This is a genomic window from Leeuwenhoekiella aestuarii, assembly GCF_004104055.1.
Lineage (GTDB): Bacteria > Bacteroidota > Bacteroidia > Flavobacteriales > Flavobacteriaceae > Leeuwenhoekiella > Leeuwenhoekiella aestuarii.
The window spans coordinates 652110-674127 of sequence record NZ_QOVJ01000001.1; the positions used below are offsets into that span (position 1 = coordinate 652110).

Consider the following 22018-nt stretch of genomic DNA (forward strand, 5'->3'; position numbering starts at 1 on the left):
TTATTTAATGGTTTCTTACTAGGCGAATATTATTTTTTATAACGAGAAGCAAGGTCATTTGCAACAGTAGTCAAAGTATCGATAACTTCGTCTGTTAATTTACCTGCTTTTAAAGTATCTAAAGCATCTCTGTGCTTAGCGTTAAGAAATTCAAGATAATCCGTCTCAAAAGCTTTTACTTTATCGATAGGCACATTACGCAATAAGTTCTTAGAACCTGCATAAATAATTGCGATCTGATCTTCTACGGTATATGGTGTGTTTTCAGATTGCTTCAAGATCTCTACGTTACGCTTACCTTTTTCAATCACACTTAAAGTAGCAGCATCAAGGTCTGAACCGAACTTAGCAAATGCTTCTAATTCACGGAAAGCAGCCTGGTCTAATTTAAGAGTACCAGATACTTTCTTCATAGATTTAATTTGTGCTGATCCACCTACTCGTGATACCGAAATACCTACGTTAATCGCAGGACGCACACCTGAGTTAAACAAGTCACCATCTAAGAAGATCTGACCATCTGTAATTGAAATTACGTTAGTAGGGATATACGCAGAAACGTCACCTGCTTGTGTCTCAATGATTGGAAGTGCAGTTAATGAACCACCACCTTTTACGATAGGTTTTAAGCTATCAGGAAGGTCATTCATGTTTTTTGCAATATCATCATCTGCAATAACTTTTGCAGCACGCTCTAATAAACGAGAGTGTAAGAAGAAAACATCCCCAGGATATGCTTCACGACCCGGTGGACGACGTAATAAAAGTGATACCTCACGATATGCAACCGCTTGCTTAGATAAATCATCATAAATGATTAAAGCAGGACGACCAGTATCTCTAAAATACTCTCCAATGGCAGCACCTGCGAAAGGAGCATATACCTGCATAGGAGCAGGATCTGATGCATTTGCAGCTACAATAGTTGTATATGCTAAAGCTCCCTTTTCTTCAAGAACACTAGCAATACCTGCAACGGTAGAAGCTTTCTGACCTACAGCAACGTAGATACAATAAACAGGCTCACCTGCATCATAAAATTCTTTTTGATTCAAAATAGTATCGATACAAACGGTAGTTTTACCAGTCTGACGGTCACCAATAACAAGCTCACGCTGACCACGACCTACTGGAATCATAGCATCAATAGATTTGATACCTGTTTGAAGTGGCTCATTTACCGGCTGACGATAGATTACACCAGGAGCTTTACGCTCTAATGGCATCTCATAAGTCTCACCTTCTATAGCACCTTTACCGTCTATAGGCTGACCTAATGTGTTTACTACACGCCCTACTATACCTTCACCTACATTAATCGAAGCAATACGTTGTGTACGTTTTACTGTAGCACCTTCTTTTACTTCTTTAGAAGGACCTAAGAGTACAACCCCTACGTTATCTTCTTCTAAGTTAAGTACAATACCTTCAAGACCTCCGTCAAAAGATACGAGTTCTCCGTATTGTGCGTTAGAAAGACCATAAACACGGGCAATACCATCACCTACGGTGAGTACTGTTCCTACCTCATCTAATGAAGCTGATGCTTCAAAGCCTGAAAGTTGTTTCTTTAAAATCGTTGAAACTTCAGCTGGTTTTACTTCTGCCATTTTGTTTGATATCTAAGTAAGCTTTGATACAACTCAAAGCTAAGTTGTAATTATAAACGTTTACTAAATTCTTTTTGTACGCTTGCCAGTTGATTATCTATACTTGCATCGTATTGTACATCTCCTACACGAAGAATAAACCCACCTATAATGCTGGGATCTATGTGATGTTCTAAGGTTACTTCGGTACTGTTTGTAAGCTCTTTTACTTTAGCCAAAACTTTAGACTCTAAACTAGAATCAAGCTCTACAGCTGTTGTAACGTGAGCCACAATAATTCCTTTAGAGGCATTGTATAGGTCTAAATAACTTTTTGCTACCTGACCTAAAAGAGAGGTACGCTTTTTATCTACTAAAAGTTCGATTAAGCTTAAAGTGCTGGGGTCATATCCTGCAAAAATAGCTTTCAAAGAAGCTCTTTTATCTTCAGCTTTAATAACCGGACTCTTAAGCACACTGCGCAATTCTTTACTAGCACTTAGTGTCGCATCAATAGATTTCATATTACCAAAAACTACTTCTTCATTACCTTTCTCTTTGGCCTGATCTAGAATTGCTTTTGCATAACGTATTGCTGCTCTTGAAGACATGAACTGCTGGTTTTATTAGTTAAGGGTAGCGTCTTGCAGCATTTTATCTACATACTGCATTTGTTTTTTCTTATCAGAAAGTTCGTCTTTAACCACTTTTTCAGCAATCTCTAAAGACAATTCTGCTACTTGACTTTTAAGTTCTGCCACAGCTGCACGTTTTTCTGCAGCAATAGCTTCCTGAGCCTGAGTAATGATTTTATCAGCTTGTGATTTTGCATCATCTTCAGCTTCTGAGATCATCTTTGTTCTGATCTCACGAGCTTCTTTTAGCATAGCATCGCGCTCAATACGTGCTTCTTGCAAAGCTTTCTCGTTATCAGCTTGAAGATTTTTCATCTCCAAACGCGCTTTTTCTGCTGCTTCTAATGCACCTTGAATACCTTGCTCACGCTCATCAAGTGAGTTTAAGATAGGTTTCCAGGCAAACTTCTTCATCAATAAGATGAGGATTAATAAAATAACAGCTTGCATAACAAACAAGCCTGGAGAAAAATCATTTAATAATTGATCCATCTTTAATTTAATGTTTTAAATAAAACAACTCCTGTAACCAACCGTTACAGGAATTGCTTAGTTGTTTAAGCTGTGATTATTTACCTAAGATCAAGGCACCGAAAGCAAGACCTTCTAAAAGTGCACCAATGATAATCATCGCAGTTTGAATCTTTCCAGCCGCTTCAGGTTGACGCGCGATACCTTCCATCGCTTTACCACCGATTTGTCCTAGTCCGATACCACCACCGATAACGATTAATCCAGCTCCAATTAAATTGTACATAACAATTGATTTAAAAATTAAACAAAACTTTCTCTTACATCCTCTACGTCATCTATATCGTGACCCTCTGCGTCGTGCTCATGGTGATGATCGTGTTCTGCCACGGCCATCCCGATGAATAATGCAGATAGCATTGTAAAGATAAATGCTTGCAAGAATGCAACTAATATTTCAATAACCGAGATGAACAAGGTAAGAACCAGAGATAATCCTGTAGAACCTACTGCGCCAAACTGGGCTTTTAATGTAATCATTAAGGCAATTAATCCCATTACTACCACGTGACCTGCGGTGATGTTTGCGAACAAACGAATAAGAAGGGAAAAAGGCTTGGTTAACATACCTAAAACTTCGATAGGTATTAAAATGATTTTCATAATTACGGGCACATCTGGCATCCAGAAAATGTGTTTCCAGTAATCTTTGTTACCGCTAAATTGAACGATAAAGAATGTAAATAATGCTAAACAAACTGTTACTGCTATTTGACCAGTAATATTAAAACCAAATGGAGTCATCCCTAATAGGTTAGAAACCCAAATAAAGAAAAATACGGTAAGTAAGAAACTCATATACTTACGGTATTTATGCTCTCCAATATTAGGACGCGCGATCTCGTCACGTACATAAATAACTAACGGCTCTAATGCACGGCCAAAACCGGTTGGGATATTTTTCTTTTTGTATTGTTTTCCTAAAGAACCAAACCAGAATAATAAAAGTAATCCTACAAGTAATATTCCAAATACACTCTTGGTAATTGATAGATCAAAAGGCTTGTGTGCATTTTCAGGATGGTGATCTTCTCCTATAACAATTGAATCTGCACCTTCTTCTAATTCATAAATCTTATCATGAAGATTTACAAAACGACTTCCGCCTTTCTCTACAACAACTTCACCGTCAATATCATGATGAAATTCTGAAGACATAAAAGCTACAGGACCATTACTTGCCCATAAGATTATTGGCAATGAAAAACCCCAACTATGACGCTCCCCATCGCTTGCCTGATAAGAGAACAAGTGAAAATCGTGAGAATCTTTTAAGTGATGATTAGTGTAATCAGTAATTTCCTGTTGCGTGTTAACAGGTCCTTCGTCATTAGCTTCCGCGACACTATGCTCTTGTGCATTTACCAGTGATCCACACAATAGAAAACTGATAACAGCTAGAAAATGAATGGGTAAAGAAGTTATCTTCATTATAGTTTTTTAAAAAATCAGGCTTGCTAAAATTTGGTGCAAAACTAAACATTTTATTCACAAATGCACCTTTTTTATCAAGAAATAGACTTAAGAATGTTTTTTTAAGATTTTAACAATTACCAAGACCTCATAAATTAAGAATATAAATATGGGTATCAGCATACTAAGACGTTCCATTCTCGTAAAAACCGTATCTGAAAAAAGTAAATTCTTAAAAATTAACGCAAGTAAAAAGAGTTTTGCAAAAATGGAAAACAAAAACATAAACCCCAGCTTATCGTGGAGCTCCGGAAGCAACTTAGGAAGCGTTATAAATGTTAGACATATGATTAAACTGCTAATCGCTCCAAAGAGATAAAAGTTGAATAAATCATAAGGCAACTCTACATCGAGCAGATCTAAAACACCAAGATGTAAAAAATAAAAAACAACACCTAAAGCCACGATAATCAAGGCAGCTGTTGTTAAAGGTTTTGTAAGATTCATGAATTGAGGCTTTTTACGGCACGTATGATCACATACATAGACAAGAAAACAGCTATTAGTGATACAACAGGTTCTAAAAATGTGGTTTCAAATTTACGATCTAACCAGGCTCCAAAAAGATTACCCAGATAAATAGTTACACCCATCTGAATAGCGATGGTTGAAAATTTTGCCCAGCTCTTAAGCGGACTTTCCGGTTTCTTTTCTGACATCGTCGTTGCTTAGATTTTTTACGCCGTTGCCCATATTACAGCTCGCATTAAAGTCGGCACCCGGCTCTACCGCCAACCTGCCTGTAGCAACATCTCCTTTTACCACGGCAGATGCTCTCAAATTTAATAAGCCTTCAACATTGAGGTTGCCATCTACAATACCTTCAAGATCAGCTTCTTTACAAATCAATGTTCCCTTAAGGAGACCGTTTTTACCAATTACTACTTTGCCGGTACTTTCAATTTTCCCTTCGAGTTTGCCGTCTATTCTAAAGTCACTTTCAGATTTAATTTCACCTACAATAGACGTTCCTTCACTGATTCTGTTTTGTTTGTTTCCTACTTCCGGAAGTTTTGCAGATCTGTCTTTTCTCATTGTTCTGATTCTAAATTTTGATATGCATCTATATTTTTATGCAGCTGTATAATTCTGTAGTTTGCAGAACTTATAACAACCGGCTCTTGCTCTTCTTTTCGCGCTAGCAATTTTGCTTCTATCAACCGTTCATTAAAATATAAGGCTTCAACTTTAGACTTAAAACCGTGAATGGTCAGAAAACTAATTTCACTGTTGTAAACATCTTGAGAAACGCTTATATCACCAAAATTATTTCTTGTTAAATAACTACTTATAGAATCGCGTGTTTTACCAATTGAATCACACTGATTGGCTTTAAAATCATACAATAACTTGTAGGTTTTAGCTTCGGCATCAGCAACAAAATTTTTGCTCTTCAATTGAGGCAAAGCTTTATCTAAAAGTTCTTTTGCTTTTTTACCTTCTTCTTGATTGGGGTAATTGAGTGCAACATAATTTAAAGCTTCTTCATAAGCCTCATAACCTTGATAACGGCCTATTGCAGTTGCTTTTAGCAGCTCATATTTTGGAACAAAAGCATCTCCTGCAAAATCATCTATATATCTGTCTGCCTTTGATATCACATCAGCGTACTTCTGATTTTCAAAACTCTGGTACAACTTGTTATACAACACCTCAGGACTATCTTCATCCTGACTTAAAGCCTCATTAGGATTTCTAATTATACTGGCATAACGTGTATCTGCATAATTCTGAAGGATATCAAACTTGTATTTATCACTGTTGAAAGCATCTCCCTGGGCTTCATAAAGTTGATACAAATTGTATTTAGCCGGAAGCACTAAACGCTCTTCAGGGTCATTAAGTAATAAACGCTCTAAACGATCTATTGCTAAAATAGGTTCTCTCAATTTTTCTTTATAAATCAAACCAAGCTGATAATAAGCAAAATTACGCTCCGTACTAATACTGTCTATTATAGGTTTTTCTGAAGGAATTTTACTAATATAATTGTCTGCATTATACAAACCGTTCTCTGCTGTCTCAAGCAAGTCTTCTTCTCCGGCAATCTCATTTTGCTCCAATGCGCCTGCCTGCTTATCAGAAAATCTCCAGTTATCTTCATTGGGGCGGCTTCCCCAGCGGTTTTTAAAATCAAGTTTTCCCTGAGCAATCTGCACCGGACTGTAAAAATAAAACCCGCTTCCAGTTGGTGGGGCGTTATTGTTATCTGCCACAAAAAATTCGTTGTTAGCCAAAGTAGCTTCAGCAACCTCAGCAGAGATAGAATCTTTTGCTTTTTGCTCTTTTAGCTTTGCTATATAACCTTCAAAATAGGCTAAACGATCGGTATCATTCATCTTAACAAGATTTAAAATACTGTCGTTACGGGTAGCGAGACCTTCATAGAGAATCACATCGCTAAGATTTTCACGCTTTTTATTGATACTGCGATATTCACGCGTTCTTTCAGGTAAAAAAGCAAGTGTACTGTCATAATAAGCTCCTGCTGTAATGTATTCTGAATTATTAAAATTAAGATCTCCCAAACTTAAATAATTACGCGAAGTCAAGTATTTATCTTCGCCTTGAGAAGCGATCGATTTATTATAGTATGCAACTGCGGAATCTTCACGTCCTACATTGCGGTAAAATTCTGCAAATTGATGCTGAATGATATCTAAATAGGGGCGGTTCTCACGGTTTTCTTCTAAAGCTGTAAGCAATTCAAAAAGTTGTCCCTGATCCTGAGTTTCGTAATCAAAATTCCGGATTTTATTGATGTAGGCATTAATCATATACCGGCGTGGTGAACGACGGTTCAAATCAATTACTTTATCATAATTTGCATTGGCTAATTGATCCTGACCTATCACGTCATATAATTGCCCTTTTATAAAATAATATCTACCTTTTTCTTCACTCTTACGGGTAAGATAAGCGGCTTTTTCAATATAAACCAATGCGCTATCCAGGCGGTCTTCATAAATATAACCTTGTGCCAACATCGCTGAAGCATCAGCAAAATCCTGATGATCTAACGCATCTTCTTCTTCAAGAAGTTTGTGCAAGCTTTCTATTGCAATTTTAGTTTTCTCTAAACGTAAATTGGTTTTTGCCTTCCAAATTTTGGCTTGTGCAATATTGTTACTCGCAGGATAATACGCTAAAATATAATTGAAAGCTTCCAGAGCGCGCACAAAGCGTAAATCATAATAACGCGATTTACCAAGCAGCATAAAAGCCTCATCAATTTGAGGGTTGCGCTCGGTACCGTTAATCTCCATACTGTGTTTTTGTATGGCTTTTATAGCTTTTTCTTCGGCACGTTCAAAACTAGGATCTTTAGCCGCTCCCGGTAATGGAATAAAATCTGGTGAATCTAAACGCTCAATAGGTAAAATGGCCCAAAAATTATCCTGATAGCCATCTATAAGCGCATCGCGACCTTGCTCAAAAGCCTGCCGCCCGTTAAAAAGGATGTTATACTCAGCAGTTATCGCGTGAAAATTACGCGACAAAAACTTGTCTTTCTTGCGGGAGCATCCCACAAGAACAGCCAGTAACATTAGAAAAACGAGTAATTTTTGTACCAGAGTTTGCAAATCGTTTTAGAGTATATAGCAATAACTGCAAAGTAGCAAAATTAGTATGAAGGGGTTAAAAACGCGTTAAAAATAATTTTAAGGAATAGATTAACTCGTTTGGAATAGTATAACTAGAGAAGCGAATCCTAATATCAAGAGACAACCTATCAAAAACGAATTTGGGTGATCTACACACTTTTTGAAGTTCCCTTTAAATAATTTTGTGGCCCATACAACAAAGCCTCCGAAAACTTTTACACTTAAATAACCCACCTCAAAAAGATTTTAATTTTAAAACTTAGACCTACTCCACTAAAGGCTTCTCCTTGCTAAAATATGCCTCCAATTCTTTGAGTGTTGCTTCAGAAGTTTTGATGTCGTTAACCACGCTTCCTTTTTCGAGTACTACGATGCGTTCGCAAACTTCGGTGACATGCATCAAGTCGTGACTTGAAACCAAAACGGTAATGCCGGTTTCTGCTGCTAGTTTTTTGATGATTCCTTTTAAGCGAATTTGTGTGGTAGGATCAAGATTAGCAAAAGGTTCGTCTAGAATCACAACTTCCGGATTCCCGATTAGTGTTGCTACGATACCCACTTTCTTCATATTTCCTTTAGAAAGATCGCGTAGGTATTTGCGTTTTCCTAAAATCTCATCATTAAAGAAATCTTCAAATCCAGCAAGTAGTTTGTCTACATCAGCTTTATTTTGACCGCGGAGTTCACCAATAAAGTAAAAATATTCTTCCGCAGTGAGATAGCCTATTATGAAGCTTTCATCAATAAAAGATGCCGTGTGCGATTTCCAGGCTTCGCTTTCATTTACTTTAGCTTCTCCGTTTTGAATATATCCGGTAGTAGGTTGGATCAAATCGAGCAAAGCACTAAACAATGTGGTTTTACCTGCACCATTATTTCCTACCAAGCCAAAGGATTCTCCTTTAGGAATATGAAGTTCGTCTATTTTTAAAACGGTCACACCGTTATAAGTTTTTGATAAGTCGTGTATATGTATCATAATTTTAGTTTTTATAGTTCCCTTCCCTTGGGGAAGGGTTAGGGATGGGATATTAGTTTTTCTGTTTGTAAGCGGCTATGGTTTTATACTTTTCGGTTTTATAAATACCAATGATTTTTTTGAACATAAAATCTCTAAATGCAAAACCGGCAACTCCGGCTAAAGCTATTAATGCATAACCAAATACAGGTCCTAGTGTAAAATGCCCAATCGCATACAAGGCTATTGGCAACAACAGCTTAGGCATCGTGATCAATAACGTTTTTACGTTGAATGATGAACTATCGCCAAAGGCTTTTTTATTACTCGTTAGATCTATTGGAGTTTTAATATACGCACCACCCCAGAGCACCACGTGGCCATTAACGCCCATATTGTAAATTCCACCAACAAATACCGCGGCGTAAGCTTCCCAACCAAAATACAAATAGCCCAAACCTAAAATGGTAGAAATCCCAGCAGCAATAACAACCAGCATCCATTTTGACTTTAAATATTCTTCATAACTGATGTTTTGAGTCATCATCAATGGGTAGTAAGAACTGTCCCAGCTGGGAACAAACTGCCCAAAACTGAATAAGAAACCACCTGTGACAAATATCCCGGCAAAAATCTTCATAAATGGATTGTCGTAGCTTTCAATTCCACCGGTAAAAAAGAGGAGTCCATAAAACAAGAAAACAACACTCATAATCACCGTAGTTTTAGAGCGCTTATTCCGTTTAATCAGCTTGATATCATTTTTAAGAAAAAGCGCAGTTTTTCCGAAGCGGTCTAACCAATCTAAATTTTCGGTAGTTGCTACTTTCGCTTTTGCAGACAAGCCCTGATCAAGATACAGGCGTTTTAAGAAATACGCGTGCGCCACTTTATATAAACCAAGGGCAAGCACAACAGGAATAGCAAACATCCATAATTGCTCAAATAAACCTTGAAAATAAGCTCCTGTGTAAGGTGTCACATCAAAAATACCATAATACTGCAAGGCGCCCATTCCAATTATTATTGAAGCCAGACCAATAACAAGTGGCATCGCATCATTGAGAAATACATTTATAAAATTATTGATGTAAATCATTGCCAGCATTCCCAGATGCCAAGTAATTACGTGAACAGGATCATAGCCTTGACCAATTAAAACCACACTAAAAGGAATAAAGAAAAAGGCGTGTACGATATTAAAAAACGAGAGCATGGTTTTGCCCAAAGCAAAATCAACAATTTTTGCCTTTTTAAAAGGCAACAACAGCAAGGGCTTGATGTTGACAACCGGCATTTTTTGAAGCATATATTTTATCACCAGATCCAGAATCACATAATAAATCATAAACCGGTTTACGGTTTCCAGTGGTTCAAGTCCGGCTTTTTCAAGTCCAAAATAAGCACCAACGCCGGCAAGCGTAAAAATCCCAATAAAATAGAGCGCCCCCAGCGCCATAAAGATTTTTAAAACCAGATTGGTTTGAAAAGCAGCAGACCTAAAAAAGCTCTTCCATTCCAGATTGATAAAGTGTTTAATCATCTATTTTGTTTTTTTAGGATTTTTAGTTAATGCATTAGTGCATAAATTATAAAAATGTTACGCCTCAAAACCGTCTTGCTTTGTATTTTTGCCAAAATTTTTAAGCAATGAGCGATTTTCACGCACTTACTATACAAGATATTACACGCGAGACCGAGCAAGCCGTAAGCATTACTTTTGGTGTTCCAGACGCGTTAAAAGAAACCTATTCGTTTAAAGCCGGTCAATACATCACGATAAAAACAACAATTGACGGTAAAGAAGTTCGTCGTGCTTATTCCTTATGTTCTACTCCGCAAAGCGGAAATTTAAAAGTAGCCGTAAAAGAAGTTGAAGGCGGAACCTTTTCTGTACTCGCAAACAACAAATTAACCGTAGGTCAATCGCTGGAAGTACATCCACCGGAAGGAAAATTTATTGTAGAGCCTAACGGCCAAAATGCTAAAGATTATGCTGCTTTTGCAGCCGGAAGTGGTATAACTCCCGTGCTTTCTATAGTAAAAACCATTTTAGAAGAAGAACCTAAAAGTCGCTTTGTACTCGCTTACGGAAACCGTACGGTTGAAGAAACTATTTTTCACAAAGAACTCCTGGAGTTACAATTACAGTATCCAGACCGCTTGTTTATTGAGTTTATCTACAGCCGTAAACAAGAGACTGATGCGCACTTTGGAAGAATCGAAAAAGCAACGGTTAATTTTATATTGAAGAATAAATTTAAATCTCACGATTTTGACCAGTTCTTTTTATGTGGGCCAGAAGAAATGATCAATGGTGTTCGTACTGTTTTAGAAGAAAACGGAATTGCAAAAGAGAAGGTGAAATTTGAGCTTTTTACCTCTTCTGATGATGGTGAGGAGATCGCCGAATCTTTAGACGGTCAAACGAATTTAAAAATCATTTGTGACGATGAAGAGTTTGAGTTGGTTATTCCACAGAATAAAATAATTTTAGACGCCGCTCTTGATAACGATATAGATGCGCCACACTCGTGCCAGGGAGGTATTTGTAGCAGCTGTATTGCTCGCGTTACCGAAGGAACAGCCGTAATGCGTAAAAATCAGATTCTAACTGATGATGAAGTTGAAGAAGGATTGATTTTAACTTGCCAGGCACTGGCTACCTCAACAAATCTGGTTGTTGACTTTGATGATATTTAAAAATATTCTTTCCATCAAATAAAAATTCCCTCAACAGATCAAATTGTTGAGGGAATTTTAGTTTTTAATTATCTCTATATAAATCGCTTAATAATTTTTGTCACCGGTTCTATGGCTTTACTATGCTCTATGGTGGGACCAGCAACCCAAACGGTTTTATAGGTAGCTTCGGTAGCGGCTTTAGTCACCATATTGGTTCCTTTTAAAAAACGCAGCATTTTCACGTATTTCTTAAGCCATTTATTTTTATTCAAAAGCTTTTCAAGGCATGTTTGTTCGGTGCCTATTTCTTGCACATAAGGCGTATTAATCACCGTACACGGCGTTCCGCTAATCTTTTGGGTTAATACAATATCATTAGCTCCATACTGCACACAGGCCTCCTTATATTCATTAGAAACACCTGCTTCTTCTGAAGCAATAAACGGACTGCCAATACTCACGCCAACTGCACCAAATTTTAGCTTCTCTTCCAGCTCTGCTTTAGTCCCCACTCCACCTGCAGAAATCACTGGTATACTAAGAACTTGATTCAATTCTTCAATTAAATTTTGAGGTGAAAGGCTTCCGCGATGACCGCCGGCCTCATTGTTAACAGCAATCACTGCATCACAACCTAAGCTTTCTACTTTTTTTGCCTGCTCTAAATTTACCACATCACAAAACACAAGAATTCCTTTTTTGTGTGCCTCTTCAATCACTTGTTTTGGGTTTCCTAAGGAGGTTATAAAAAACTCACAGCCCAAGTCACAGCAAACAGCGAGTTGCTCTGGAAACTTAAGGTTTGATTTATTTACAATCAGATTAAAACCAAACGCACCATTCTCCGTTTTTGCAGCCTTTAAGGCTATTATTGCCTCTTGTAATTCAGGTATAGTACGGTAATTTAAAGCTGGTATACAGCCAGCAATCCCGGCCTGCATTGCAGCTTTTACCATCGCTACATTAGATACCAAGAACATAGGTGCCATAATGATAGGGTGCTCAATTTGTAAGAGTTGCGTAAGCGGAGTTTTCATAACACAAAAATTAGAAAAGGAAGATACCTAAACTTTTTTGTGTTTATAACACAATTAACAGCGGTAAAAGTCTAATCTAAAATTTGAATGAGGCGGTTAAGAATGGTTTTAGGCTTGATACTGTGCATTACTTTATCATAACCTTCCGGGACTTTATTTCCGTAGGCTGAAGTTGGAATAGCAGGATATTCTTCTCGATCTGCTTTAAGCTGATTTTTTTCTGGTTGCATATACGGCGCAAAACCTAAATAAGGATGTGTCACGCCCCAAAGTGTTACTGTAGGAACACCAAAAAGTGCTGCCATATGACCATTGCCACTATCCATCGCCAGCATAGCATCTAAATGTGAAATGAGCGCAAGTTCTTCAGTAAATGAAAATTTACCGGCAACATTTACAACATTTTTATATTTTGCCTCAAAAGCATTCAGCAATTGCTGCTCTTTGGTTCCACCGCCAAAAAGAATAATCTTATACTTTTTAGAAGCCAGATCAGCCAGTAAGACATCTAACAATTCCAACGGATATTTTTTACCATCGTGTGCTGCAAAAGGAGCTATTCCCAGCCACTTAAAAGGTTCGTTCCCCAATGCCTGATAAACCGCATTACTTAATTTTTGTTTCGGTAATACCTCATCCCCTTTGAGATCAACAGGGAAACCCAATTCTTTAAAGACATCTGCATAACGCTGATGTGTACTTTTAAGAGGTTTAAAAACTTTATTAGTTTGTTGAGTTAATGCTTTCTTTTCGGCTCTGCCTTTATCTGTCTGCGCATTTTTAGTTCCGCGTAAGCGAAAAAAAGAAAGCAACACATTAGACCGAAGCACATTATGCAAGTCTGCAACCGCTGTAAACTGTTTTGGTTTTAAGGTTTTATAGAGTTTAAAAAGTCCGCAAACACCTTTATATTCTTGTTTAACGTCGGCACCATAAAAAGTGACATTCTGAATTCCTTTGAAAAAAGGTGCAAAAAATGGTTTAGATAAAACCGTGATTTTAAGTTCTGGATACTGCCGTGTAAGTGCCAGCAACACCGGAACCGTCATCGCCACATCTCCCATCGCCGAAAACCGGATGCATAGAATATGTGGCGCTTTTGGAGAAGGCATAACCTACTTTTTATTTTGCCCGCGCAATACAGGGTTTAGCTCGTCGTCGTTATACATTTTCATCTGTTTGTAGACTTTCATGTATTTATCGCCATTACGAATATCTTTAACCAAGGTGTCTATCGCAGTACACAAATCTACACGCTGCTCTAGTAAAATATCTAGTTTTTGCTGGCAGGCCAATCTATGGTCTTCAGAAGCATCTTCACGACTTGCTTCTTCTTCCATATGATAAATCTTTAAAGTAAGAATGGATAAGCGATCTAATGCCCACGCCGGACTTTCGGTATTTATGGTCGCCGATTTGTTAGGCTCAATATCTTTATATTCGTCTAAAAAATAGCTGTCTATATATTCCACCATATCCGTTCTCTCTTGGTTAGAAGCATCTATCTGACGTTTTAATTTTAAAGCAGCAACAGGATCAATTTGCGGATCTCTAATGATGTCTTCATAATGCCATTGCACGGTATCTATCCAAGCCTTACGGTATAATAAATGCTCTAAAAAATCAACATCTGTGTCATACGGATTACTGAATGGCTGATCAACGCGATCTTTTATGTGGTAATCATCTACGGCCTTCTCAAAAATGCGTTTTGCAGTATGTGTAATCATAATATTTTATTTTTCTAATACGTGTAAATATTCGGTTGTAACGCTTGCTTTATGATTTCTGCTTTCAGTCTTATCTGCTTTAAAACGCTGATATTCTTTAGTGACTAAATCATATTTACCATAACGCTGCATAATTCTTTTAACGGTTTCTGCAGGCATTAAACCCTCGTTGTTATAACTTAAAAAAACTACTTTAAAGTGTGCGGTTTCAATTAACTTTTCAAAGCTTTCTACTACTTTAACTTTACTGCAAAAAGCACTTTTTGAATAGGTACGCAAACCGGTTTTTCCTCTGGGTACAAAGGTATCTTTTTTTGCAATAGTATTGAGCACATGATAATTAGCGCCGTATTGACGTGCATTATAGGGCGGATCTAAATATAAAATATCGCCCTCAATATCAGCTATTAACGCATTACTATCTTGATTATAAACCGAATGCTCACCGGCAGTTATTTTAAAATTTGCAGGCTGAAGTTTTAATTCTTTTTGAGCCGATTTTTTAAGCTTTTTTAAATAAGCACCATAAACCGAAGCAGTATTGGCAACCTTATCAGCGCTTTCTAAAAGACTTGCTAAAAGGAAAAAATAAAGATCTTCGTTAATTTCTTTCTTTGTAAACCACTTTTCAATCTGTGCTCTAATGGCATCTATCTTTTTACCATTTTCTGAGGAAAAATACAAGCGGTTAGAGCTACCGTTCTCGCTGTAATTATTAAAAATAAAGCCTTTTATTGCAGGAAGTGTGTTCAGTTTTTTAATATAAAAACCGGCTTCAAGAGCTGTGTTGTTCCCAATATAATTTCGGTTTAAAACATAGCTGTAATACTCTAAATCGTTGGCAATAACTTGTTTTACAAGTGGTTTAAATGTTTTGCCCACGCTACCCGTACCTGCAAACAAATCACAAAAAATCTGATCAGAAAGGTTGTCACCACAAACCGCTTTTATGTTGCTAAGCAGCCACTCTGAAAGTTTATGTTTTGAGCCTATATAGTTCATCGTATTGCCCAGATTATATCAGAATATGCCGGTTTTGTCTCATCAATATGTGGCCTCTTCAATTGCTCAGGAGTAAACTGAGCCACATAATTTTCAACTACCGTACGTAACCAGGCAATTTCAGCTTTCAGTTTATAATGATATCCATCACTACTATACACGATTAAAAACAATCTATTTTCGGTATGAAATCTTCTACCCATGCTTTGATTTAAATACAACCACTTGATGAGTTTTTGTTCGTGACTCTGGGCATATTTTAGATTCCAACCAAAACCTCTGGGAAACTTTGTGGTTTTTAAATCAAATTTTACGCGCTGAATACTAAAATCTACTAGGCGATCTTTTTTATTTTCTGCAGCTATAACGCCCTCAAGCCCGGTGAAAATTTGCTCTACAGCTCTACAGCTCCAGTAATTATACCAGCGGTTGACGGTATAATAGAAAAAGTGCTTTTTATTTAAATCAAATTTCTTTACAGTAAATTCTATGCGTTCAATAAGGTTTTCAAACTCCTGAGTATGATAAATAAAATTGCTGTAATTATCCCAAATGTCATTCTGCTTTCTAAACCAGAGATCTCGGTAAGGCCAGCGCTTTTTAAGCTCGGTCTCTAATGCTACTAAATCTAACTCTTTCAAAATAATATCGCTATAGGTAAAAGGAGTGCTAACCACAAAATCATTTCTTTAAACCAAAAACTTTTACTGGTCTCTATATAACTAGCCGTTATGATTGCCAGCGGACCAAAGAAAAAATACAATTCGCTCCCATCGTGTAAAGGAGCTAAAAATATAGCAATGGTTAACGCTACAAGCGAACTTATTAAAATAAGAATATATGAAGCTTTTAGATTTTGAGGTGCATCAGAAATCTGAGCTAAATATCGCAGCCCACACCAAACATACAATGCTAAAAAGAATGATGCCGGTATGAGTAATTTTATAGTGCTGTAATTTGTAAAATCTAAAGTTGGCAGTTCTACATAATTGAGTGTAAACTCCAGCACTCCTTCATAGTATAAACTAAAGGTAAACGTAAGTATAGCTACAACAAAAATTCCGCCTAGAGGCATCAGCCAGTTTCGATATTCTCCTCTTCCATAAAAGAGTATTGCAAAGTATAATACGATTAAAAATAGAATACTCCAGAAGAAAAAAAGCGATGCAATCGCTATCCAAAAAGCTGCGTCAAATATTTTTTTACTGAAATCAGTAACAGACTTTAAACTGATGATTCTACGTAAGGCTAAAAAAACAAATACCCCAGAAAGTATCACTCCGGTATTGAAAAAGCTCACCGGCACAGCAAACGTAAAACACACAAATAAATAAAGTATATAGGTATTTCGCTTGGTAAGCGTATTGCGTTTTACCACAAAATTGAGTACTCCTAAAGAAAAAAGATAGACTAAAAGAACCATAAACTGACTCAATATCCCATAAGCTGTTAGCTCATAACGATCTGAAACAATGTAGAATCCGGTAAAGTATACGACAACTGCTAAAACAATCATCGCAAAATTTATAGGTTTTGAAACGCCAAAAAAGCTTGTAAGCATCCTAGTTTTTTCTATTTTTGCATCGCACCAATTAAAATAAAATGTGCAAGTGTGGTAATCACGTTGTAAAAGTATACAATTATGGAATTGAAAGATTTATTTTACGGAATTCAAGATTTTTTTGTCAACGTAGCGTTTGCACCTCTAGATGCAATTCGTAAACTGCAAGACAGCAGCTGGTTTGCCGCAAACCTGTTAAACTTTGTTTTTATAATCATTGTATCTGTTGCATTTACATACTGGTGTATACAATTAAACAAATTTGACAAAGACGAGCATCATAACATTCACGGTTAAGATTTAATCTTGATTCAACATATTAAAAAAGCCTGCTGATAGCAGGCTTTTTTAATGCTATCTTATTTCAATCTTATAGATCAAAACCTATATCTGTACGGTAATTCATTTGATCAAATTTGATCTTTTTAATATTAGTATAGGAAGTTTTAAGTGCTTCTCTAAAATCATCATTTAATGAAGTTACAGCCATTACCCGTCCACCAGCAGTAACAACATCACCATCTTTTAAGCTTGTACCTGCGTGAAAAACCAAAGAATCTTCAACATCTTCACTGCCGGTAAGTACTTTGCCTTTTTGATAAGCTTCAGGATAACCACCACTTACAAGCATTACAGTCGCAGCAGAACGCGAATCCAGATCAAGCTCAACCTCATCTAATTTTTGAGCAGCCACTTTTTCAAAAACCGATACCAGATCATTTTTAATTCTAGGAAGTACAACTTCTGTTTCTGGGTCGCCCATACGCACGTTATATTCAATCACTTTAGGCTCATCTCCTACTTTGATCAAACCAATAAAAATAAAACCTTTGTATTCAATCTCTTCAGCTTTTAGACCTTCTACTGTAGGTTTGATAATTCTATTTTCTATTTTTTCCATTAAGGCAGCGTCTGCAAAAGGTACCGGAGAGATCGCTCCCATTCCGCCGGTATTTAGACCTTTATCACCTTCACCAATACGCTTATAATCTTTAGCTGTAGGCAGCGTAATGTAATTTTTACCATCGGTAAGTACAAAAACACTCAGCTCTATACCATCTAAAAACTCTTCGATCACAACTGTTTCACTTGCTGCCCCAAATTTTTTATTTGTCAACATGTCGGTCAATTCGGCTTTTGCCTCATCAAGGTCATTCAGAATTACCACACCTTTTCCGGCTGCTAACCCGTCTGCTTTCAATACATACGGAGGCTTCAATTCTTCTAAAAATGCTTTACCAGCCTCCAGACTTTCAGCTTTAAAACTTTCGTAAGCTGCTGTCGGGATGTTGTACATCGCCATAAATTCTTTAGCGCGCTCTTTACTTCCTTCTAGCAAGGCTCCACGTTTTGACGGACCAATTACAGCAATCTCACTAAGTGCTGCATCGTTTTTAAAAAAGTCATACACCCCGTGTACCAGCGGATCTTCTGGTCCTACAACTACCATCGTGATGTTCTCATCAAGCACTAGTTTTTTAATGGCTTCAAAATCGGTCACACCAATTTCTACGTTTGTGGCTAATGCAACAGTACCGGCGTTCCCGGGAGCTACAAAAAGACGATCACATTTAGAACTCTGTGCAATTTTATAGGCAAAGGTGTGTTCACGACCACCAGCACCAAGAATGAGAATATTCATCGTAATAGCTTAAGATTTGTTTAAGCGTCAAAAATAAATGTTTGTAAATTGACCTACTAATTTTAGTCTTGTGAATTTAACCAACCTCAGTTTACAGCTTACCGGATATGATATCGCTGCCGCGAAAAAAAAACTGGAGGAGTATAATCAGCACATAATTGAAGATTATGAGGGATATATTGAAGATAAAAAGGCCGAAATTTTAAAGTTTCATCTTAAAAAAAATCCGTTTTATTCAACTTTAGTGCAAGGTAAACCTCAAAATTGGGAAGATTTACCGGTTTTGACCAAACGCGACTTGCAGCAACCCTTGCAAAACCGATTGTCAAAAAACTTTTCTGCAAAAAATATACACGTTCATAAAACCTCCGGTTCATCGGGACAGCCTTTTATCTTTGCTAAAGACAAATTTGCCCACGCGCTCACCTGGGCTTCTATTAGCGATTTATATACGTCGAACGGCTTAGACCTCAACACTTCTTACGAGGCACGGTTTTACGGCATTTCAAACCACATATTAGCGCATTATAAAGAGCGGTTAAAAGATTTGCTTAGCAACCGCTATCGGTTTTCAATTTTTGATCGTACTGCAGAAAATTTTGATCAGTTTATTACGCGCTTTCAATCTAAGAAATTTGGGCATCTCAACGGCTATACCAGTGCATTGATCCTATTTGCAAAGTATCTGGCTGAAAAAAATCTGATTTTAAAAGAGCTTTGCCCTAGCCTAACACATTGTATTGTGACTGCAGAAATGCTTTTTAAAGAAGACCTGGAATTGTTAAGAAAGCAATTTGGAGTGCAAATTCTTAATGAATACGGTTCTTCAGAAACCGGGATTCTGGCTTTTGGTCCTGCAGAAAATGCTCTAAAAATTGATAGCAGATTGCAATATGTTGAAATTTTAGACGAGCAAAATAAACCGGTTCCTTATGGAAACTCTGGGAAAATAGTTGTGACTTCTCTTTTCAACAAAGCACATCCTTTTATTCGCTATGAAATAGGAGATTTAGGGACACTCGATTTTATAAATAATCAACTCATTCTGACAAAATTAGAAGGAAGAACAGGAGATTTTGCGCTGCTTCCAGACGGAAAAAAAATTCCTGCACTTTCTTTTTATTACGTGACTAAAGAAATAATCAAAGACACTGCAAACGTAAAAGAGTTTGTGATCCTCCAAAATCAGCCAGATACTTTTACGATTGATTATGTTGCTGATACAGCGTTTTCAAATGCTGAAATTGAAAAAATTAAAAAAGTGATACGCGTTTATTTAGGCAGAAATCTTCAGGTTAACATCAATAAAAAAGCATCTTTAGACCGAAGCAAACGTGGTAAATTAAAACAGTTTAAGCGCACGTTTTAATTTCGGTATTTGATAAAGCCTTTATACGCCCAGCAGGTCATATAATAGGCAGATTCTACAACTGATAAATCTGCAACCTCCCGATAAAATTTCCATTGATATTTTAGTAGACTTTTTTTATTTCTAGAGAGTGAATTTTTTCTGATTCTATAAATCGCCAAAGGTTTTTGAATGCCGTAAGCAATATCTATTTCTTTTAAATACTGTAACCACAACCCCATATCCTGGCGTTTTTTAATAAGTGGCATGTATTTTTTGCCCAACTTATCAATATCTAAAAAAGCCGTCAAACAACTGATGGAATTACTTTTTAAAATATCTGTATAATTCACCTTTTTGGGCACGATAAAATCTGGTAAATAAGGGTTTAGATTTTCATCTAAGCGTTGGTACGAGGCAAAAACAAAATGATGCTTTTTTGCTTCAGCAATGCTGGTTTCTAAAAACTCAGGAAACCAAATATCATCTGCATCTAGAAAAGTCAGGTATTTTCCCTGAGCATTTTTGATCCCTAAGTTTCTAGCATTAGCGGGACCTTTATTTTCTGTTAAGGGAAAACATTTTATCCGGGTATCTTGTGCCTGTGATTTATTTATGTACACAACCGTATCGTCTGAAGAAGCATCATCAACAATGAGCAGCTCCCAGTCTGTGAACGTCTGATTTTGAACAGACGCGATAGTTTCAGCAATAAACTTTTCAGAATTAAAACTGGGTGTAACAATGGAAACCAATGGTTGGTCACTAATAGGCTTTTTTATCGCCATAAATCACATGGAAAAAGGTTTTGGCTATAATACGCAGATCCATTAGAATAGACCAGTTTTCCACATAAAATATATCAAAACGCACCCTATTTTTAATATCTAGCTTGGTTTCTATTCCACCGCGATAGCCGCTTACTTGTGCTAAGCCTGTAATTCCGGGTTTAACCAGATGACGCACCATAAACTTGTCTACCTGATTTTTAAAGGAATGTGTGTGACTTACCATATGCGGCCGCGGACCTACCACCGACATTTCGCCTAGAAAAACATTGTAAAATTGGGGTAATTCATCAATACTGGTTCGTCTCAAAAATTTGCCCAGTTTAGTGGTGCGCATATCATTTTTACAAGCCTGCAGATTATTAGCCTCTTTATTCACGGTCATAGACCGAAATTTATAACAGTAAAACTCTTTACCGTCTATACCGTTACGCTTCTGCCTGAAGAAAAGTGGACCTTTTGATGTTGAAGGAATGATAATAGCCAACAACGGTGTAAGCCAAGATAGAATAAACACAATGACAAGTGATGAAACAATAATGTCTAAAAAACGTTTTAGAAATAAATTAATAGGCGTATCAATAGGCAAAGTTCTCAATGCCAGTATAGGTGTGATTCCATAGTATTGGAAATCCATTTTTTTAGTAAAAATATCTTTATTATCCGGTAGGAATTTTAACGCGACCAGATTGTTATCTGCAAACTGAATCAGTTTTTTAATTTCTTTATTCTTTAACTCTGCAACAGAACAATAGATCTGATGAACTGAATTCTTTACCGTAAAATTGATCACATCATCAACACTTGCTTCTTTGCTTCTCAAATCAAAATTCTCAACAAACTGAAACCCGTATGCGGGGTTATATCTGAAAAAGTTTTTGAGTTGTTCAGTTTTTGAGTTCTTGCCTAGAATAATTACCCGTATCGTATCTCTTCCTAATTGCTTTCGGTATTTCTTCCGCAGGTTAAATATTGAAATTTTTAGTAGTGCTATTATTCCCAGTGCTAAACACGCATATTCTAATACTGCTGAAGCAACTATATCGATTTCGTTAAAGATGCCAAAAAAAGTAAACAGGCATAAAATCAATAGTAAAAATTGTTTAAAAAGTTTAGCAAGAATTTTTACTAAAGGTGTAAAGCGATATACTTTGTAAAAACCAAAACCAACCGTGGTGATCAGCCAAGCAAAGGTTATATATACCGCAAAAAGTTTATAATTAGCAGTAGAAAAGTCAAATAAAAGACTTAAAATAAGAAGAGTAACTATATCTATAAAACATACAATAGGTTGTAATAGATAATTATGCTTAGTTCCTTTTACGTTCATAAGCGGGCAGCTTGGAGCAAATTGGATTTGGTTAAACGAGTCAAATTTAATAAAAGAAATAGGTTTGTAAAGCTAATATTTGCCAATAGATAAAAAACGAAACT

General features: G+C 36.7%; 23 protein-coding genes. 3 read left to right on the forward strand and 20 right to left on the reverse strand.

Annotation, left to right across the window (positions count from 1 at the left end; all coding sequences use genetic code 11):
- Positions 1–29 precede the first annotated feature (29 nt).
- The 11 genes from atpA to DSM03_RS02990 form a co-directional block, all read right to left on the reverse strand.
- The gene (gene atpA, locus DSM03_RS02940; protein ID WP_128759498.1) at positions 30–1610 is read right to left on the reverse strand and encodes a F0F1 ATP synthase subunit alpha; all 1581 of its coding nucleotides are present in this window, start codon (positions 1608–1610) and stop codon (positions 30–32) included.
- 50 nt (positions 1611–1660) lie between these two features.
- Positions 1661–2200, reverse strand: coding sequence for an ATP synthase F1 subunit delta (gene atpH, locus DSM03_RS02945; protein ID WP_128759499.1), 540 nt, complete (start codon positions 2198–2200; stop codon positions 1661–1663).
- A gap of 15 nt (positions 2201–2215) precedes the next feature.
- Positions 2216–2716, reverse strand: coding sequence for a F0F1 ATP synthase subunit B (locus DSM03_RS02950; protein ID WP_128759500.1), 501 nt, complete (start codon positions 2714–2716; stop codon positions 2216–2218).
- A gap of 76 nt (positions 2717–2792) precedes the next feature.
- The gene (gene atpE / locus DSM03_RS02955) at positions 2793–2981 is read right to left on the reverse strand and encodes an ATP synthase F0 subunit C (protein ID WP_004569351.1); all 189 of its coding nucleotides are present in this window, start codon (positions 2979–2981) and stop codon (positions 2793–2795) included.
- Between the two features lie 17 nt (positions 2982–2998).
- Positions 2999–4186 (reverse strand): F0F1 ATP synthase subunit A, encoded by a 1188-nt coding sequence (atpB, locus tag DSM03_RS02960; protein ID WP_128759501.1) that lies wholly within the window; start codon positions 4184–4186, stop codon positions 2999–3001.
- 90 nt (positions 4187–4276) lie between these two features.
- The gene (locus DSM03_RS02965) at positions 4277–4675 is read right to left on the reverse strand and encodes a DUF6168 family protein (RefSeq protein ID WP_128759502.1); all 399 of its coding nucleotides are present in this window, start codon (positions 4673–4675) and stop codon (positions 4277–4279) included.
- The gene (locus DSM03_RS02970; protein WP_073095719.1) at positions 4672–4887 is read right to left on the reverse strand and encodes an AtpZ/AtpI family protein; all 216 of its coding nucleotides are present in this window, start codon (positions 4885–4887) and stop codon (positions 4672–4674) included. Before DSM03_RS02970 ends, DSM03_RS02965 begins: the two co-directional genes overlap by 4 nt.
- Complete coding sequence (locus DSM03_RS02975; protein WP_128759503.1) at positions 4856–5263, reverse strand: bactofilin family protein; 408 nt, start codon at positions 5261–5263, stop codon at positions 4856–4858. Before DSM03_RS02975 ends, DSM03_RS02970 begins: the two co-directional genes overlap by 32 nt.
- Complete coding sequence (gene porW, locus DSM03_RS02980) at positions 5260–7776, reverse strand: type IX secretion system periplasmic lipoprotein PorW/SprE (protein ID WP_128759504.1); 2517 nt, start codon at positions 7774–7776, stop codon at positions 5260–5262. The genes DSM03_RS02975 and porW overlap by 4 nt, the downstream gene beginning before the upstream one ends.
- 322 nt (positions 7777–8098) lie before the next feature.
- Positions 8099–8812, reverse strand: a complete 714-nt coding sequence (locus DSM03_RS02985; protein WP_128759505.1) for an ABC transporter ATP-binding protein — start codon at positions 8810–8812, stop codon at positions 8099–8101.
- Positions 8813–8864: 52 nt separating this feature from the next.
- A complete protein-coding gene (locus DSM03_RS02990) occupies positions 8865–10334 on the reverse strand; it encodes a DUF5687 family protein (RefSeq protein ID WP_128759506.1) in 1470 nt (489 codons plus the stop codon).
- 107 nt (positions 10335–10441) lie between these two features.
- Here DSM03_RS02990 and DSM03_RS02995 point away from each other — a divergent pair, with 107 nt between their 5' ends.
- Positions 10442–11494, forward strand: a complete 1053-nt coding sequence (locus DSM03_RS02995; RefSeq protein ID WP_128759507.1) for a ferredoxin--NADP reductase — start codon at positions 10442–10444, stop codon at positions 11492–11494.
- Positions 11495–11568: 74 nt separating this feature from the next.
- Here DSM03_RS02995 and DSM03_RS03000 read toward each other — a convergent pair whose 3' ends face one another.
- From DSM03_RS03000 to DSM03_RS03025, 6 genes are all read right to left on the reverse strand, one after another.
- Entirely contained in the window at positions 11569–12513 is a 945-nt protein-coding gene (locus DSM03_RS03000) for an NAD(P)H-dependent flavin oxidoreductase (RefSeq protein WP_128759508.1), read from the reverse strand.
- 71 nt (positions 12514–12584) lie between these two features.
- Entirely contained in the window at positions 12585–13625 is a 1041-nt protein-coding gene (locus DSM03_RS03005; protein ID WP_128759509.1) for a glycosyltransferase family 9 protein, read from the reverse strand.
- Between the two features lie 3 nt (positions 13626–13628).
- A complete protein-coding gene (locus DSM03_RS03010; protein ID WP_128759510.1) occupies positions 13629–14243 on the reverse strand; it encodes a DUF4254 domain-containing protein in 615 nt (204 codons plus the stop codon).
- A gap of 6 nt (positions 14244–14249) precedes the next feature.
- Positions 14250–15245: a DNA adenine methylase gene (locus DSM03_RS03015; protein WP_128759511.1), complete on the reverse strand. Its 996-nt coding sequence runs from the start codon at positions 15243–15245 to the stop codon at positions 14250–14252.
- The gene (locus DSM03_RS03020; protein ID WP_128759512.1) at positions 15242–15886 is read right to left on the reverse strand and encodes a hypothetical protein; all 645 of its coding nucleotides are present in this window, start codon (positions 15884–15886) and stop codon (positions 15242–15244) included. Before DSM03_RS03020 ends, DSM03_RS03015 begins: the two co-directional genes overlap by 4 nt.
- Positions 15883–16806, reverse strand: coding sequence for a DUF6427 family protein (locus tag DSM03_RS03025; RefSeq protein ID WP_128759513.1), 924 nt, complete (start codon positions 16804–16806; stop codon positions 15883–15885). The genes DSM03_RS03020 and DSM03_RS03025 overlap by 4 nt, the downstream gene beginning before the upstream one ends.
- Positions 16807–16887: 81 nt before the next feature.
- Between DSM03_RS03025 and DSM03_RS03030 the strand changes: the two genes are divergently transcribed.
- Positions 16888–17103, forward strand: a complete 216-nt coding sequence (locus DSM03_RS03030; RefSeq protein ID WP_420813101.1) for a DUF6341 family protein — start codon at positions 16888–16890, stop codon at positions 17101–17103.
- Positions 17104–17176: 73 nt separating this feature from the next.
- On the opposite strand, the gene purD is transcribed toward DSM03_RS03030, so the two are convergent.
- Complete coding sequence (purD, locus tag DSM03_RS03035) at positions 17177–18448, reverse strand: phosphoribosylamine--glycine ligase (RefSeq protein WP_128759514.1); 1272 nt, start codon at positions 18446–18448, stop codon at positions 17177–17179.
- A 70-nt stretch (positions 18449–18518) separates the two neighbouring features.
- On the opposite strand from purD, the gene DSM03_RS03040 reads away from it, so the two are divergent.
- On the forward strand, positions 18519–19817 hold the full coding sequence (locus tag DSM03_RS03040; RefSeq protein ID WP_128759515.1) for a phenylacetate--CoA ligase family protein: 1299 nt from the start codon (positions 18519–18521) through the stop codon (positions 19815–19817).
- On the opposite strand, the gene DSM03_RS03045 is transcribed toward DSM03_RS03040, so the two are convergent.
- Together DSM03_RS03045 and DSM03_RS03050 are read right to left on the reverse strand one after the other, a co-directional pair.
- Positions 19814–20584, reverse strand: coding sequence for a glycosyltransferase family 2 protein (locus DSM03_RS03045; protein ID WP_128759516.1), 771 nt, complete (start codon positions 20582–20584; stop codon positions 19814–19816). The genes DSM03_RS03040 and DSM03_RS03045 overlap by 4 nt on opposite strands.
- A complete protein-coding gene (locus tag DSM03_RS03050) occupies positions 20562–21914 on the reverse strand; it encodes an exopolysaccharide biosynthesis polyprenyl glycosylphosphotransferase (protein ID WP_128759517.1) in 1353 nt (450 codons plus the stop codon). The genes DSM03_RS03045 and DSM03_RS03050 overlap by 23 nt, the downstream gene beginning before the upstream one ends.
- Positions 21915–22018 lie beyond the last annotated feature (104 nt).

What these genes read in the sequence shown, in the direction of transcription:
- atpA (WP_128759498.1), bottom strand. Translation starts at nt 1,610, where the DNA reads ATGGCAGAAGTAAAACCAGCTGAAGTTTCAACGATTTTAAAGAAACAA.
- atpH (WP_128759499.1), bottom strand. Translation starts at nt 2,200, where the DNA reads ATGTCTTCAAGAGCAGCAATACGTTATGCAAAAGCAATTCTAGATCAG.
- DSM03_RS02950 (WP_128759500.1), bottom strand. Translation starts at nt 2,716, where the DNA reads ATGGATCAATTATTAAATGATTTTTCTCCAGGCTTGTTTGTTATGCAA.
- atpE (WP_004569351.1), bottom strand. Translation starts at nt 2,981, where the DNA reads ATGTACAATTTAATTGGAGCTGGATTAATCGTTATCGGTGGTGGTATC.
- atpB (WP_128759501.1), bottom strand. Translation starts at nt 4,186, where the DNA reads ATGAAGATAACTTCTTTACCCATTCATTTTCTAGCTGTTATCAGTTTT.
- DSM03_RS02965 (WP_128759502.1), bottom strand. Translation starts at nt 4,675, where the DNA reads ATGAATCTTACAAAACCTTTAACAACAGCTGCCTTGATTATCGTGGCT.
- DSM03_RS02970 (WP_073095719.1), bottom strand. Translation starts at nt 4,887, where the DNA reads ATGTCAGAAAAGAAACCGGAAAGTCCGCTTAAGAGCTGGGCAAAATTT.
- DSM03_RS02975 (WP_128759503.1), bottom strand. Translation starts at nt 5,263, where the DNA reads ATGAGAAAAGACAGATCTGCAAAACTTCCGGAAGTAGGAAACAAACAA.
- porW (WP_128759504.1), bottom strand. Translation starts at nt 7,776, where the DNA reads ATGTTACTGGCTGTTCTTGTGGGATGCTCCCGCAAGAAAGACAAGTTT.
- DSM03_RS02985 (WP_128759505.1), bottom strand. Translation starts at nt 8,812, where the DNA reads ATGATACATATACACGACTTATCAAAAACTTATAACGGTGTGACCGTT.
- DSM03_RS02990 (WP_128759506.1), bottom strand. Translation starts at nt 10,334, where the DNA reads ATGATTAAACACTTTATCAATCTGGAATGGAAGAGCTTTTTTAGGTCT.
- DSM03_RS02995 (WP_128759507.1), top strand. Translation starts at nt 10,442, where the DNA reads ATGAGCGATTTTCACGCACTTACTATACAAGATATTACACGCGAGACC.
- DSM03_RS03000 (WP_128759508.1), bottom strand. Translation starts at nt 12,513, where the DNA reads ATGAAAACTCCGCTTACGCAACTCTTACAAATTGAGCACCCTATCATT.
- DSM03_RS03005 (WP_128759509.1), bottom strand. Translation starts at nt 13,625, where the DNA reads ATGCCTTCTCCAAAAGCGCCACATATTCTATGCATCCGGTTTTCGGCG.
- DSM03_RS03010 (WP_128759510.1), bottom strand. Translation starts at nt 14,243, where the DNA reads ATGATTACACATACTGCAAAACGCATTTTTGAGAAGGCCGTAGATGAT.
- DSM03_RS03015 (WP_128759511.1), bottom strand. Translation starts at nt 15,245, where the DNA reads ATGAACTATATAGGCTCAAAACATAAACTTTCAGAGTGGCTGCTTAGC.
- DSM03_RS03025 (WP_128759513.1), bottom strand. Translation starts at nt 16,806, where the DNA reads ATGCTTACAAGCTTTTTTGGCGTTTCAAAACCTATAAATTTTGCGATG.
- DSM03_RS03030 (WP_420813101.1), top strand. Translation starts at nt 16,888, where the DNA reads ATGGAATTGAAAGATTTATTTTACGGAATTCAAGATTTTTTTGTCAAC.
- purD (WP_128759514.1), bottom strand. Translation starts at nt 18,448, where the DNA reads ATGAATATTCTCATTCTTGGTGCTGGTGGTCGTGAACACACCTTTGCC.
- DSM03_RS03045 (WP_128759516.1), bottom strand. Translation starts at nt 20,584, where the DNA reads ATGGCGATAAAAAAGCCTATTAGTGACCAACCATTGGTTTCCATTGTT.
- DSM03_RS03050 (WP_128759517.1), bottom strand. Translation starts at nt 21,914, where the DNA reads ATGAACGTAAAAGGAACTAAGCATAATTATCTATTACAACCTATTGTA.